The sequence below is a fragment of the Variovorax sp. PvP013 genome, from assembly GCF_050435945.1.
Classification (GTDB): domain Bacteria; phylum Pseudomonadota; class Gammaproteobacteria; order Burkholderiales; family Burkholderiaceae_C; genus Variovorax.
On sequence record NZ_JBNDLF010000014.1, the window covers coordinates 16,062 to 29,805 of the forward strand.

Below are 13,744 nucleotides of genomic sequence, written 5' to 3' on the forward strand. Positions count from 1 at the left end.
TTTTTCGACAGACACAGGGAACCCATGAAATATTCAAATCCTTTGAGCAGTCTGGTGCTCGCCTCCGCGGCCCTGCTGGCGGGCGCGCCGGCCTTCGCCCAGCAGGCCCTCGTGCCCGCGCAGAGCCAGATCACCTTCACCAGCAAGCAGATGGGCGTGCCCGTGGACGGCCAGTTCAGGAAGTTCGACGCCCAGATCGCCTTCGATCCGGCCAAGCTGGCCACCAGCAAGATCGCGTTCACCGTCGACACCGGCAGCGCCACGCTCGGCGTGAAGGAATCCGATGCTGAACTCCCCAAGGCCCCATGGTTCAACGTGCCGAAGTTCCCGCAGGCCACGTTCCAGTCGACGGCCATCAAGGCGCTCGGCGGCGGCAGGTACGAAGTGGCCGGCAAGCTCGCCATCAAGGGCAACGTGCAGGACGTCACCGTGCCGGTCGCCATGACGCAGAGCGGTCCCACCACCACGGCCACCGGCAGCTTCGTCATCAAGCGCCTGGCCTTCAAGATCGGCGAGAACGAGTGGGCCGACACCTCCATGGTGGCCGACGACGTCCAGGTGAAGTTCAAGCTCGCGCTGACGGGCGTGGGCAAGGTCTGACTACCCTTCGCGATCCCGTTCCTGTTCCTTCCCTTTCATCAACCCGGAAACCATCGACATGCGCAACACCCTCCTCGCCCTCGCCGCTCTGACCACTTTCGCCACGGGTGCCGCCCAGGCCCAGACCGCCACCTACGCAGTCGATCCGTCGCACACCTTCGCCACGTTCGAGATCGGCCACTTCGGCGCCAGCGTGAACCGCGGTCGCTTCGACAAGAAGGAAGGCACCGTGCAGCTGGACAAGGCGGCCAAGACCGGCAAGGTGGAGCTGACGTTCGAGATCGGCTCGATCAACACCGGCACGCCCCAATTCGACAAGCATCTGCAGAGCGCCGACATCTTCGACGCCGTGAAGTTTCCGACCGCCAAGTTCGTGGGCGACAAGTTCACCTTCGACGGCGACAAGGTGGTGTCCGTCGCGGGCGACCTGACGATCAAGGGCAAGACCCAGCCCGCCACCTTCAAGGCCAATCAGTTCGCCTGCTACCAGAGCCAGATGCTCAAGCGCGAGGTGTGCGGCGGCGACTTCGAGACCACCATCGACCGCACCCAGTTCGGCGTCGACTACGGCACGGCCTTCGGCATGCCGAAGAACGTGCGCATCGTGGCGCAGATCGAAGCCGTCAAGCAGTGAGCGGCACACCTGGGCGGATGGGCCGCGTCGCCAGCCCCGCTCAGTTGCGCTTGAATTTTTTCAGCGCCCGCCACACCAGCGGGGGCGTCATGAGGCGCAGGGCCTTCTTGGCGCGGTCGGCACGACGCGTGTGCATGAAGATCGACACGGCCTCCTCCGGGTCCTGGCGCCCGGCCTTGGGGCTGGTGTAGAAGTACGCGGCCACCGAGCGGCGCTGGACGCCCTCGGGCGGACACAGCGGCCCCGGGTGGCCGTGGAAGCTCGCCGGGCCGTGCGGCAGGATCAGCGTGTGGCCGAACTCCGGCCTCACGCGCGCCTGGCACTGCCCGTCCTTGGCGTCCCACAGCTCGAGCACGCCGCCCCAGGCGTCCTGCCAGCCGTGGTTCAGGTAGGTGATGCACACCATCTCGTTCTTCAGCCCGACGTGGGGGTGGTAGTTGAAGTCGCGGTGGATGGCGAAGGCGCCGCCCGCGCGGCTCTCGTGGAGGCCGCCGCCGAAGCGCTGGGGGTCGCCCAGCAGGTAGGGCGTGCCGGTCACGGCCGAGAGCCAGCGGGTGAACCAGCCGGAGTTGATGAGGTCGAAGTAGATCTGCGAGGCCGGCCCGAGGGCGGCGCCGAGCTCGGAACGGCGGGTGGACTCGTAGCTGCTGGTGACGTCCTTCCAGCCCTCGGCGGGGCGGTTGTCGAACTCCTCGCGCACGAGTTCGAGCAGGGCGGGGTTGAACAGGCCCTCGACGACCAGGTGCGGGAAGGGGGTGGCGGCCATGAGGCGCTCGTGCAGGCGCGCGGTGGCCTCGGGCGTGAGGAAGGAGGCGTCCACCAGCTGGTCCATGAGCAGGCGCACCCCGCGGATGCTCACGAAGTCCGCCGAGCGCTCGGCGACGACGCGCAGCGTGGGAGGCGGGGCGGAAAACGACAATTGCGCCGACATGAGGAATCTCCTGTGCTCCGACCTCGTTGTTGGATGGGGATTTTGAGATCTTGAGGCTTCCGATTGGATGTCGTCCGACTTAAAACTGCAATCCTCCGTACTAAGCATGTGTTGTAGAAATACTGCTTTAGTGCACAAAACACCACATCTTTTGCTCCGACTTTCGTGAAATCTTCACTTTGGTCTGCGCCGACTCTCCCCGAAAACCAAGGAACCTTTCCATGCGCAATCACCCCCTGGGCCGCACCGGCCTGTTCGTGTCCGAACTCTGTCTGGGCACCATGACCTTCGGCGGCACCGGCGAGATGTGGAGCAAGATCGGCGACCTGCAGCAGGACGCCGCCGAACGGCTCGTCGGGCAGGCGCTGGACGCCGGCATCAACTTCATCGACACGGCCGACGTGTATTCGGGCGGTCAATCCGAGGAGATCACCGGCCGGGCGCTGAAGAACCTCAAGGTTCCGCGCGACAGCATCGTCGTCGCCACCAAGGTGTTCGGCGAGACCGGACCCGGCCCGAACGCCCGTGGCCTGACCCGCAGCCACATCCTCGACGGCGTCAAGAAGAGCCTCGCGCGCCTGCAGCTCGACCACATCGACCTCTATCAGGTCCACGGTTTCGACCCGGCCACGCCGATCGAGGAGACCCTGCGCGCGCTCGACCAGCTGGTGCGCCACGGCCACGTGCGCTACGTGGGCGTCTCCAACTGGGCCGCCTGGCAGATCGCCAAAGCGCTGGGCATCTCCGAGCGGCTGGGACTGGCGCGCTTCGAGTCGCTGCAGGCCTACTACACCGTCGCCGGCCGCGACCTGGAGCGCGAACTCATACCCATGCTGCGCAGCGAGGGCGTCGGCCTGATGGTGTGGAGCCCGCTGGCCGGCGGCCTGCTCAGCGGCAAGTACGGGCGCGACCAGCCGGGCGCCCAGGGCGACCGCCGCACGCAGTTCGACTTTCCGCCGGTGGACAAGGAGCGCGCCTTCGACGCCGTCGACGCGATGCGTCCGATGGCCGAGTCGCGCGGCGTGTCGGTCGCCCGCATCGCGCTGGCCTGGCTGCTGCACCAGCCGCAGGTCACGAGCGTCATCGTCGGAGCCAAGCGTCCCGAGCAGCTGGCCGACAACATCGCCGCGACCGAAGTGAAGCTGACGGCCGAGGAGCTCGACGCCATCGGCGAGGCGAGTCGGTTGCCGCCCGAATACCCGGGCTGGATGCTGGAGCGCCAGGGCGGCGCGCGGCGATCGCAGATGGCCTGAAACGGCGCGGCCAGCCTCGGCAAGGCACCACGCGGAAGGAAGCGCTCACCCGTTTCGCGAGTCGGGCGGCATTCGAATACCTAATGCTAAAGTCGTCTTTTTAGGCCGATCTACAGAGGGAAACGGCCATGAACCGAGACAACGAAAGCGCGGCGATGGCTGAGTCACAACGCGGTCCCGTGCAGGACAAGATCCTTCGCACCTGGACCTTCTGGATCCGCACCGAACTGCGCGAGGAATGCCGCCTCCATCTGGAAGCCACCAAGCTCAAGGAGATGAACGCCGCGCCGGGCAACGAACGCACGACCGCGGTGTTCCGCGACCTGGGCGACGGCTCGACCGAGGTCGCGGTGGTGTCGATCTGGACGTCCATGGACATGATCCGGCGCTATGTCGACATCGAGGACATGCAGCCGTCGATCGATCCGGCCGATCGCCCGAAGCTGCTCGACCGCGAACCCGTGGTGCGCCACGAGGTCATGACGGACGAGGACGTGTTCTCGCTGTTGCCGGCGGAGTGGCGCTGAAGGGTGCGGCGTTCCGGTCTCGGCGCTGAATGAACGAACGACGGGGCGGAGATATGCCGCGGGTCGATGGTACAAAGCTTGCAATATGGAAAGAATGGCATATTGCCGTTTTTTCTCATCGGCTCCATCCGCTTTCGAAGGCTCCTTCCATGATTCGCAAACTCCTCGTCACGGCATTGCTCGCCGCCGGTCTCGCGCAGGCGTCCCTGGTCCAGGCCGAGACGGTCCGCTGGTCGCGCTCCAGCGATGCGGCCACGCTCGATCCGCACTCGGTCAACACCGGCACCAACATCAACATCTCGCACCAGATCTACGAGCCGCTGGTGCTGCGCGACATCAAGGGCAAGCTGATCCCGGCGCTGGCCACGTCGTGGAAGCTGACGTCCGACCCGTCGGTGTGGGAGTTCAAGCTGCGCCCGGGCGTCAAGTTCCACGACGGCAGCCTGATGACGGCCGACGACGTGGTGTTCTCGCTCGACCGCGCCCGCGCGCCGTCGTCGGGCATGAAGGCGCTGCTGGCCTCGGTGGCCGAGGTGAAGAAGACCGACCCGATGACGGTGCAGGTGCGCACCAAGGGCCCGAACCTGATCTTCCCGGACAACCTGGTCAACATCTTCGTGGTCAACGCCGCCTGGGCCAAGGCCAACAAGGCCGAGGTGCCGCAGGACGAGAAGGGCAAGGAGGAGAACCACTTCACCCGCCACGAGAACGGCACCGGCCCCTACGTGCTGGCCTCGCGCGAGCAGGACAGCCGCACGGTCTTCAAGGCCTTCCCGCAGTACTGGGGCAAGGGCGACGCGCCGATGCAGGTGACCGAGCTGGTGCTGCTGCCGATCAAGTCGCCCGCCACGCGCGTCGCGGCCCTGCTCTCCGGCGAGATCGACATCCTGCAGGACGTGCCGGTGCAGGACATCGCCCGCCTGAAGGCCGATGCCAAGCTGCGCGTGAACGAGGGGCCCGAGAACCGCACCATCTTCCTGGGCATGAACGTGGGCGCCGAGCCGCTGAAGTACGCCGACGTCAAGGACAAGAACCCCCTGTCCGACCCGCGCGTGCGCGAGGCGCTGAACCTGTCGATCGACCGCGACGCGATCCAGAAGTCGGTGATGCGCGGCCTGTCGATCCCCACCGGCATCATCGCGCCGCCCTTCGTGCACGGCTACGAGAAGGCCTTCGACACCTACCCCAAGGCCAACGCCGCCCAGGCCAAGAAGCTGCTGGCCGATGCCGGCTACCCCAACGGCTTCGGCATCACGCTGCACTGCCCGAACGACCGCTACGTCAACGACGAGGCGATCTGCACGGCGCTCTCGAGCTTCTTCGGCCGCATCGGCGTGAAGGCGACCGTGGCGGCGCGGCCCATCGCCATCCACAGCGCGGCCATCAACTCGGCCGACACCGACTTCTACCTGTTCGGCTGGGGCGTGCCGACCTTCGACTCGGCCTACGTCTTCGACTACCTGGTGCACACGCGCGGCAAGGACGGGCGCGGTCCGACCAACGCCACGCGCTACAGCAACCCGGCACTCGACGCCAAGATCGCCGGCCTGTCCTCGGAGAGCGACAAGGCCAAGCGCGACGCCGCGATCCACGACATCTGGACCACGGTGCAGAAGGAACGCATCTACATCCCGCTGCACCACCAGGTGCTCGACTACGCGATGGTCCGCAAGCTCGACATCCCGGTGGACCCGATGAACTACATCTTCTTCAAGAACGCCAAGGTCGCGGCGAAGTAGGCGGATGCTCGCGCACCTGCTGCGCCGCCTGGGCCAGTCCGTGCTGGTGCTGCTGGCGGTGTCCTTCATCTCGTTCATGGTGTTCCGCCACCTGGGCGATCCGACCATCAGCCTGCTGGGCGACGACGCCACGCTGGCCGAGCGCCAGGCCGTCACGGCCGAGCTGGGCTTCGACCAGCCGGTGCCGGTCCAGTACCTGCGCTACGTGTCGCACGCCGTGCGCGGCGACTTCGGCATCTCCTACCGCCTGAAGCGGCCGGTGACCGAGGTCATCGGCGAGCGCCTGCCGGCGACCCTGGAGCTGGCCTTCGTGGCCGCGCTGCTGGCGGTCGTCGGCGGCGTGGCGCTGGGCGTCTACACCGCCATCCGGCGCGACGGCTGGATCAGCCGGGCGCTGATGACGGTCTCGCTGGTGGGGGTGTCGCTGCCGACCTTCCTGATCGGCATCGGACTGATCTACGTCTTCGCGGTCGAGCTGCGCTGGCTGCCGTCCTTCGGCCGCGGCGACACGGTGACCGTCGGCGGCTGGACGACCGGGCTGCTGACCGCCTCGGGCTGGGCTTCGCTGGTGATGCCGGTATGCACGCTGGCGCTCTACAAGCTGACGCTGATCATGCGGCTGGTGCGCGCGGAGATGCTGGAGGCGTTGCGCGCCGACCACGTGCGCTTCGCCCGCGCGCGCGGCCTGCCGGAGCGGCGCATCCACTACGGCCACGCCCTGCGCAACACGCTGATCCCGGTGGTGACCATCGCCGGGCTGCAGATCGGCTCGCTGATCGCCTTCGCCATCGTCACCGAGACGGTGTTCCAGTGGCCCGGCGTCGGCCTGCTGTTCATCTCGTCGATCCAGGCGGTGGACGTGCCGGTCATCGCCGCCTACCTGCTGCTGATCGCGGTGCTGTACGTGGTGATCAACCTGGTGGTGGACCTGGTCTACCTGCTGGTCGATCCGCGGCTGCGCGGGCGCTGACGCCTTCCACCTCCGTCATCCCGGTCTTCTGCGTCGCGCTGCGCGGCGCAGAGGGACCGTCAAGAACCCTTCCGACACCGCCCATGCCCTCCCCTCCCCCCGCTTCCGACCTCCCGCCGCCGCCCCGCATCCGCTGGCGCGATGCCGACTCCCCGGTGCTGCGCAGCTTCGCGCGCTCGCGCGGAGTCCAGCTGGCCGCCGCGATACTGGCGCTGCTGCTGGTCGCGGCCCTCCTGGCGTCGTGGATCGCGCCGCAGAACCCGTTCGACCCCGCCGGCCTGGAACTGCTCGACGCCTTCACGCGCCCCGGCGCGGCCGGCCTGGGCGGCGGCACCTACGTGCTGGGCAGCGACGACCAGGGGCGCGACGTCTTCTCGGCCATCCTCTACGGCCTGCGCATGTCGCTGCTGGTGGGGGTGTCAGCGGTGGCGCTGTCGCTGGCCATCGGCATCCCGCTGGGACTGGTGGCGGGCTACGTCGGCGGCTGGTTCGACACGCTGGTCATGCGCGTGGCCGACATCCAGCTGACCTTCCCGGTGCTGCTGGTGGCGCTGCTGATCTTCGGCATCGCGCGCGGCGCCCTGCCGGCGGGCTACCGCGACGACATGGCGATCTACGTGATCGTGCTGGCCATCGGCCTCTCCGACTGGGTGCAGTACGCACGCACCGTGCGCGGCGCGGTGCTGGTGGAGAAGCACAAGGACTACGTGGCGGCGGCGCAGATCATCGGCCGCTCGCGCACCGGCATCCTGGTGCGCCATATCCTGCCGAACCTGCTCGCGCCGGTGCTGGTGATCGCCACCATCAGCTTCGCGCTGGCCATCGTCACCGAATCGACGCTGTCGTACCTGGGCGTCGGCCTGCCGCCGACCCAGCCCTCGCTGGGCACGCTGATCCGCATCGGCCAGGGCTTCCTGTTCTCGGGCGAGTGGTGGATCCTGCTGTTCCCGGCGCTGGTGCTGCTGGCGCTGGCGCTGTCGGTCAACCTGGTGGGCGATTGGCTGCGCGACGCCCTCAACCCGAAGCTCCAATGAACGACGTGACGCAAGACCATTCGGTCCCGACGCTGCGGGTGCGCGACCTGGGGGTCGCCTTCGACACCCACAAGGGCACCGTGCAGGTGCTCGAGGGCGTGTCCTTCGACATCGCGCCGGGCGAGATCCTGGGCGTGGTGGGCGAATCCGGCGCCGGCAAGTCGATGACCGGCAACGCCGTCATCGGCCTGATCGAGCCGCCCGGGCGCCTCTCCGCCGGCACCATCGAACTGCGCGGCGAGCGCATCGACACCCTGCGCGGCGAGGCCCGGCGCCGCATCCGCGGCCGGCGCATCGGCATGGTGTTCCAGGACCCGCTGACCAGCCTGAACCCGGTGATGACCATCGGCCGTCACCTGACCGAGACCCTGCGCCTGCACCTGCCGCTGTCGGCCGCCGCGGCGCGCCGGCGCGCCATCGAGCTGCTGGCCGACGTCGAGATCCCCGACCCGGCGAGCCGCCTCGACCAGTACCCGCACCAGTTCTCCGGCGGCATGCGCCAGCGCGTGGCGATCGCTCTGGCGCTGTGCGCCGAGCCCGAGCTGCTGATCGCCGACGAGCCGACGACGGCGCTCGACGTCTCGGTGCAGGCGCAGGTGATCCGCGTGTTCCGCCGCGTCTGCCGCGAGCGCGGCACCGCCGCCATGCTGGTGACGCACGACATGGGCGTGATCGCCGAGGCCGCCGACCGCGTGATGGTGATGTACCGCGGCCGCGTGCTGGAGACCGGCCCGGTGCGCGAGGTGCTCGACCACCCGCGCGAGCCCTACACGCGCGCCCTGATGGCCGCCATCCCGCCGGTGCATCGCCGGCTGCGGCGGCTGCCGGTGCCCGAGATCGGCGCCGACATCGCCGCGCCCGACGACCTGCCGCCGGCGGTCGTCGAGACGCCCGCCGCATCGAAGGCCGCGGCGGCCGAACGCCCGCTGGTGCAGGTGCAGGACCTCGCGCGCGAGTTCGACCTCTCGGCCGGCTGGCTGGCGCGCACCCTGGCCCGGGAACCGAGGAAGATCCTGCGCGCGGTCGACGGCGTCGCCTTCGACATCGCGCGCGGCACGACCTTCGGGCTGGTGGGCGAATCGGGCTCGGGCAAGTCGACCGTGGCGCGGATGATCGCCGGCCTCGTCGAGCCCACCGCCGGGCGCGTGCTGTTCGACGGCGTCGACCGCTGGCGCGGCACGTCGGCGCAGACCGCCGCCCTGCGCCGGCGCTTCCAGATGATCTTCCAGGACCCCTACGCCAGCCTCGACCCGCGCTGGCGGGTCGACCGGTTGATCGCCGAGCCGGTCGAGGTGCTGGGCCTGGCCGGCAGCGCCGAGGAGACCGCCGAGCGCGTGGCCGACGCCCTGCGCCGCGTGCGCCTGTCGCCCGACGACGCGCGCAAGTACCCGCACCAGTTCTCCGGCGGGCAGCGCCAGCGCATCGCCATCGCCCGCGCATTGGCCAGCCGGCCCGAGTTCATCGTCTGCGACGAGCCGACCTCCTCGCTCGACGTCTCGGTGCAGGCGCAGGTGCTCAACCTGATGCGCGACCTGCAGGACGAGTTCGGGCTGACCTACCTGCTCATCAGCCACAACCTCGCGGTCATCCGCCACATGTGCGACCACGTCGGCGTGATGCAGCGCGGCCGGCTGGTCGAGCAGGGCGCGGCCGAGGCGGTGTTCGAGGCGCCGCGCCACGCCTACACGCGCGAGCTGATGGCGGCCGTGCCGTCCCCGGACCGGGTGCGGGTCGACTGAGGCGGGTGCGCTGACAGCTTTCCGAAAGCAAGGGCGGGGCATCATCGGCGCCTCGACCCGAAATCCAGGAGACCCCATGCACATCGACGACCGCGACCCTTCCGCTTCCGCTTCCGCCGCCGCGCGCCTCACGCGCCGCCGCCTCCTGCAGGCAGCCGGCGCCCTCGGCGCGGGCGGCCTGCTCGCCGCGCCCGCCCTCGCCCAGGCTCCCTGGCCCTCGAAGTCGATCCGCTTCGTGGTGCCCTTCGCGCCCGGCGGCAGCTCCGAGATCGTGGCGCGCTCGACGGCCAACGAACTCACGACATTGCTCGGCCAGAGCGTGTACGTCGACAACAAGCCCGGCGCGGCCGGCAACATCGCCATGTCCGAAGTCGCGCGCGCCGACGACCAGCACACGATCATCCTCGGCCACATCGGCACGCTGGCGGTCAATCCGTACATCTTCGCCAAGCTGCCCTACGACGCCAACAAGGACTTCAAGCCGGTCAGCCTGCTGGCCAAGGTGCCCAGCCTGTACGTGGTGCATCCGGACGTGCCGGTGAAGAACCTCACCGAGTTCATCGCCTACGCCAAGGCCCGGCCCGGCAAGCTGAGCTACGGGTCGGCCGGCAACGGCAGCGCCGGCCACCTGGCCTTCGAGTACCTGAAGATGACCTCCGAGGTCTTCATGCTGCACGTGCCCTACCGCGGCACCGGCCCGATGCTCACCGACCTGCTCTCCGGCCGGCTCGAGGCCTCGGCCATCGGCGCGGCGGCGATCCTGCCCTTCATCAAGTCGGGCAAGGTGCGCTGCATCGCCACCGGCTCGGCCAAGCGCCTGCCGCAGCTGCCCGACGTGCCGACCGTCGCCGAGCAGGGCTTCCCGGGCTTCGAGATGACGCAGTGGTACGGCATGCTGGCGCCGGCCAACATGGCGCCGGCGAACATCGCGAAGCTGTCCGAGGCCACCATGAAAGCCGTCAAGGCGCCGGCGGCGCTGGAGCGCCTGCGCGGCGACGCGGCCGAGTCGATCGGCGGCACGCCCGAGCAGTTCGCGCAGTTCATCGCGGTGGAGCAGGGCCGCTGGCAGAAGGTGATCGCGCGCGCCGGCATCAAGCCCGACTGAGATCCGGTCCTTCCCGCCCCCCCCCGAGCGCATGCGCATCCTGCTGGCCGAAGACGAGCACGTCCTGGGCACCTGGCTGTGCAAGGCGCTGGAGCAGACCGGCATCCAGGTCGAGTGGGTCGACGACGGGCGGCTGGTCGACCGCGCCCTGCAGCAGCGCGACCACGACGCCCTGGTGCTCGACCTGGGCCTGCCCGGGCTCGACGGCCACACCGTGCTGCAGCGCCTGCGCGAGCGCGACCAGCGCCTGCCGACCCTGATCCTGACCGCGCGCGATTCGCTGGCCGAGCGCGTGGCCTCGCTCAACGCCGGCGCCGACGACTTCCTGGCCAAGCCCTTCGCGCTGGCCGAACTGGAGGCGCGCCTGCACGCCCTGGTCCGGCGCGCGCGCGGCACCGAGCACCCCCGCGTCGCCTGCGGACCGCTGGTCTACGACCATGCGCGGCGCCAGTTCGCGCTGGGCGGCGAGCCGCTGATGCTGTCGCCGCGCGAGCTGTCGGTGCTGCGCGTGCTGGCCCAGCGCAGCGGCGAGCCGCTGTCCAAGCAGCAGATCCTCGAGCGCGTGTTCCCCGACGACGAGGAGGTGCATCCCGAGGCGGTCGAGGTCTTCGTGCACCGGCTGCGCAAGCGCCTGGACGGCCGCGGCGTGCGCATCACGACGCTGCGCGGGATGGGCTACGCGCTGGAGGCGGAGTGAGGGGCGCGATGGCGGCGCCGCCCGGACCGGACACCCGGCGTTCGCCGATCCCGTCCGCCTGGCGCCGCGCCTCGGCCCGGGTGCGGCGGGCCAGCCTGCGGCAGCGGCTCGCGCTGCTGCTGCTGCCGGCGCTCCTGGGCGTCACCGCCGTCGGACTGCACATGACGCGCATCGACGCCGTCGCGGCGGCCGATTCGGCCTACGACCGCTCGCTGCTGGGCGCGCTGCGCTCCATCGACGCCAACATCTCGATCGCCTCGGGCGGTCTGTCGGTCGAGCTGCCCTACACAATGTTCGAGTTCTTCGAGCTGACGGCCAGCGGCCAGGTCTACTTCCGCGTCGCCACCTCCGACGGTCTGGTCGAACTCGGCAGCGCCGACCTGCCACTGCCGCCACGGGACCCGCGGCCGGACGCGCCGGTGTTCTACGACGCGAGCTACTTCGGCGCGGCGATCCGCGTGGCCGCCCTGCGCCGCGAACTGGAACGCCCGCCCGCCGGCAGCGCCGGCCGCACGGTGCTGATCCAGGTCGGCGAGAGCACGCGCTCACGCGAGGCCTTCACGGCGCGCTTCGTGCGCGCGGCGGCCGTGCGCGACGGCGTGGTGCTGCTGGTGCTGTTCGGCGCCACCGCCCTGGCGCTGGCGGCGGCGCTGCGGCCGCTCACGCGCCTGGCCCGTGAGGTGCAGGCGCGCCGCAGCGACGACCTCACGCGCATCGAGGTCGAGCCGCTGCCGGCCGACCTGCGCCCGCTGGTCGCCGCCGTCAACCGGCACATGGGCGACACCCAGGCCCTGCTGGCCCAGCAGCGCCGGTTCCTGGACGACGCCTCGCACCAGCTGCGCACCCATCTGACCACGCTGCAGATGCAGATCGACTACGCCCGGCGCGCACCGCAGGCCGAGAGCGTCGGCGACACGCTGGCCGCGATGGGCGCCGAGATCGGCCGCATCACGCGCAGCACGCAGCAGCTCCTGGCGCTCGGACGCTCGGACACGGTCGCGCTGGAGCCGGTCGAGATCGATCTGGCCGGACTGCTGCGCGGCCTGGCGATCGAGCTGCTGCCACGGGCGCGCGAGCGGCACATCGACCTGGGCATCCAGGCCGGCGCCGCGACGGCGACGGCCTGGGGCGACGAGGTGCTGGTGCGCGAGGCGCTCGCCAACCTGGTGGCCAACGCCATCGCCTACACCCCGCCGCACGGCGTCGTGACGCTCTACGCCTCCCGCGACGGCGGGCTGTGCCGCCTCACGGTCGAGGACAGCGGTCCCGGCCTGAGCCCGGCGGAATGCGCGGCCCTGGGACAGCGCTTCCGGCGCGGTCCCAGAGCCGGCCAGGGCGGCGCGGGCCTGGGCGTCGCCATCGCCCGCTCGATCGCGCAGCGCCATCGCGGTGGGCTCGACCTGCGTCCGCGACCGGACGCGCCGGGCCTGCTGGCGCAACTGTGGTGGCCGGCCGACGCTGCGGCGCCGGCGACGTCGGAGGCGAGCGCATGAACGCCCCCGGTCTGCCGCGTCGGCATCTGCTCGGCGCCGTATCGCTGCTGGCGTTGCCCGGTCTGGCCCGCGATGCCGTCGCGTCGGACGACCCGAGCCTGGGTGCGGCCGAGTGCGTGATTCCCGCCAGGGCCGGGGGCGGCTTCGAACTCACCTGCGCGCTGGCCGGCGACGCCCTGCAGACCGTGCGCCCGTCGCGCCCACCGTTGGCGCGGCGTCCGATGCCCGGCGGCATCGGCGCGCTCGCCTTCGACCAGGTCGCCAGCGGCCGGCTGGGTGGCGACGGGCTGCTGGTGGCCTTCTCCAGCGGCTCGCTGCTGAACCTGGCGCAGGGCCGCTTCGGCGCGCATTCGGCAACCGACGTGCGCTGGGTGGCGACCCTGGGCACCGACTACGGCGTCGTCGTGGTGCATCGCGATTCGCCCCTGCGAACGCTGCAGGACCTGCTGGCCGCCCTGCGGCGGCGGCCTTCGGACATCGTCTTCGGCGCCGGTGGCACCGTCGGCAGCCAGGACTGGGTCAAGGCCGCGTTGCTGACGCGACACGCGGGGCACGATCCCAGGGCGATGCGCTTCGTCGCCTTCGAAGGCGGCGGCGACGCGTTGCGGGCTCTGCAGGGCCGCCACGTCGACGTCTTTCCGGGCGATGCGGCCGAGGCGCTCCAGGCCATCGCCGGCGGCGCCGCGCTGCGCCTGCTGGCCGTGCTGTCGAACGACCGCCTGGACGTCGCGCTGGCCGGTGTCCCGACGGCGCGCGAGCAGTCGGTCGACCTGGTCTGGCCGACCGTGCGCGGCCTGTACGCCAGCGCCGGCATGAGCGATGCGGCCCGTCGCGCCTGGGCGCGGGCCTTCGACGAGGCGATGCGGGCAGCGACCTTCCCCGCCCTCCTGCGGCGCCATCGCCTGTACCCCCATGCCCTGACCGGCGCGGCGCTCGACGGTTTCGTCGCCGAGCGGATCGCGGGCTACCGCCGCCTCGCCGACGAACTGGGCTTGCGTCGCTGGGCGCGGTGAGACCCGACG

General features: G+C 70.4%; 13 protein-coding genes. 12 read left to right on the top strand and 1 reads right to left on the bottom strand.

Annotated elements, in window-relative coordinates; translation table 11 throughout:
• Window positions 1–24 precede the first annotated feature (24 nt).
• Together ABID77_RS21470 and ABID77_RS21475 are read left to right on the top strand one after the other, a co-directional pair.
• Entirely contained in the window at window positions 25–600 is a 576-nt protein-coding gene (locus tag ABID77_RS21470) for a YceI family protein (protein WP_429600380.1), read from the top strand.
• Between the two features lie 58 nt (window positions 601–658).
• Entirely contained in the window at window positions 659–1,234 is a 576-nt protein-coding gene (locus ABID77_RS21475; RefSeq protein WP_429600383.1) for a YceI family protein, read from the top strand.
• A gap of 40 nt (window positions 1,235–1,274) precedes the next feature.
• On the opposite strand, the gene ABID77_RS21480 is transcribed toward ABID77_RS21475, so the two are convergent.
• A complete protein-coding gene (locus tag ABID77_RS21480) occupies window positions 1,275–2,165 on the bottom strand; it encodes a 2OG-Fe(II) oxygenase (protein ID WP_429600386.1) in 891 nt (296 codons plus the stop codon).
• Window positions 2,166–2,386: 221 nt separating this feature from the next.
• On the opposite strand from ABID77_RS21480, the gene ABID77_RS21485 reads away from it, so the two are divergent.
• From ABID77_RS21485 to ABID77_RS21530, 10 genes are all read left to right on the top strand, one after another.
• Window positions 2,387–3,418 (top strand): aldo/keto reductase, encoded by a 1,032-nt coding sequence (locus ABID77_RS21485; protein WP_429600388.1) that lies wholly within the window; start codon window positions 2,387–2,389, stop codon window positions 3,416–3,418.
• A gap of 128 nt (window positions 3,419–3,546) precedes the next feature.
• On the top strand, window positions 3,547–3,945 hold the full coding sequence (locus ABID77_RS21490) for a hypothetical protein (RefSeq protein ID WP_429600390.1): 399 nt from the start codon (window positions 3,547–3,549) through the stop codon (window positions 3,943–3,945).
• Between the two features lie 149 nt (window positions 3,946–4,094).
• Window positions 4,095–5,684 (top strand): ABC transporter substrate-binding protein, encoded by a 1,590-nt coding sequence (locus tag ABID77_RS21495; protein WP_429600392.1) that lies wholly within the window; start codon window positions 4,095–4,097, stop codon window positions 5,682–5,684.
• A 4-nt stretch (window positions 5,685–5,688) separates the two neighbouring features.
• Window positions 5,689–6,654, top strand: coding sequence for an ABC transporter permease (locus tag ABID77_RS21500; protein WP_429600394.1), 966 nt, complete (start codon window positions 5,689–5,691; stop codon window positions 6,652–6,654).
• Between the two features lie 83 nt (window positions 6,655–6,737).
• Window positions 6,738–7,688: an ABC transporter permease gene (locus ABID77_RS21505; protein ID WP_429600396.1), complete on the top strand. Its 951-nt coding sequence runs from the start codon at window positions 6,738–6,740 to the stop codon at window positions 7,686–7,688.
• A 5-nt stretch (window positions 7,689–7,693) separates the two neighbouring features.
• Window positions 7,694–9,427, top strand: a complete 1,734-nt coding sequence (locus tag ABID77_RS21510) for a dipeptide ABC transporter ATP-binding protein (protein WP_429600399.1) — start codon at window positions 7,694–7,696, stop codon at window positions 9,425–9,427.
• 76 nt (window positions 9,428–9,503) lie between these two features.
• Window positions 9,504–10,532, top strand: coding sequence for a Bug family tripartite tricarboxylate transporter substrate binding protein (locus ABID77_RS21515; RefSeq protein WP_429600401.1), 1,029 nt, complete (start codon window positions 9,504–9,506; stop codon window positions 10,530–10,532).
• A gap of 31 nt (window positions 10,533–10,563) precedes the next feature.
• Window positions 10,564–11,229 carry a response regulator gene (locus ABID77_RS21520; RefSeq protein ID WP_429600403.1) on the top strand — a complete coding sequence of 222 codons (666 nt, stop codon included), beginning with the start codon at window positions 10,564–10,566 and terminating at the stop codon, window positions 11,227–11,229.
• Between the two features lie 8 nt (window positions 11,230–11,237).
• A complete protein-coding gene (locus ABID77_RS21525; protein WP_429600406.1) occupies window positions 11,238–12,722 on the top strand; it encodes a sensor histidine kinase in 1,485 nt (494 codons plus the stop codon).
• Window positions 12,719–13,735 carry a Bug family tripartite tricarboxylate transporter substrate binding protein gene (locus ABID77_RS21530; RefSeq protein WP_429600409.1) on the top strand — a complete coding sequence of 339 codons (1,017 nt, stop codon included), beginning with the start codon at window positions 12,719–12,721 and terminating at the stop codon, window positions 13,733–13,735. Before ABID77_RS21525 ends, ABID77_RS21530 begins: the two co-directional genes overlap by 4 nt.
• Window positions 13,736–13,744: the final 9 nt, after the last annotated feature.

Excerpts from the sequence above, each read along its gene's own strand:
- ABID77_RS21470 (WP_429600380.1), top strand. The coding sequence starts at position 25 with ATGAAATATTCAAATCCTTTGAGCAGTCTGGTGCTCGCCTCCGCGGCC.
- ABID77_RS21475 (WP_429600383.1), top strand. The coding sequence starts at position 659 with ATGCGCAACACCCTCCTCGCCCTCGCCGCTCTGACCACTTTCGCCACG.
- ABID77_RS21480 (WP_429600386.1), bottom strand. The coding sequence starts at position 2,165 with ATGTCGGCGCAATTGTCGTTTTCCGCCCCGCCTCCCACGCTGCGCGTC.
- ABID77_RS21485 (WP_429600388.1), top strand. The coding sequence starts at position 2,387 with ATGCGCAATCACCCCCTGGGCCGCACCGGCCTGTTCGTGTCCGAACTC.
- ABID77_RS21490 (WP_429600390.1), top strand. The coding sequence starts at position 3,547 with ATGAACCGAGACAACGAAAGCGCGGCGATGGCTGAGTCACAACGCGGT.
- ABID77_RS21495 (WP_429600392.1), top strand. The coding sequence starts at position 4,095 with ATGATTCGCAAACTCCTCGTCACGGCATTGCTCGCCGCCGGTCTCGCG.
- ABID77_RS21500 (WP_429600394.1), top strand. The coding sequence starts at position 5,689 with ATGCTCGCGCACCTGCTGCGCCGCCTGGGCCAGTCCGTGCTGGTGCTG.
- ABID77_RS21505 (WP_429600396.1), top strand. The coding sequence starts at position 6,738 with ATGCCCTCCCCTCCCCCCGCTTCCGACCTCCCGCCGCCGCCCCGCATC.
- ABID77_RS21515 (WP_429600401.1), top strand. The coding sequence starts at position 9,504 with ATGCACATCGACGACCGCGACCCTTCCGCTTCCGCTTCCGCCGCCGCG.
- ABID77_RS21520 (WP_429600403.1), top strand. The coding sequence starts at position 10,564 with ATGCGCATCCTGCTGGCCGAAGACGAGCACGTCCTGGGCACCTGGCTG.
- ABID77_RS21525 (WP_429600406.1), top strand. The coding sequence starts at position 11,238 with ATGGCGGCGCCGCCCGGACCGGACACCCGGCGTTCGCCGATCCCGTCC.
- ABID77_RS21530 (WP_429600409.1), top strand. The coding sequence starts at position 12,719 with ATGAACGCCCCCGGTCTGCCGCGTCGGCATCTGCTCGGCGCCGTATCG.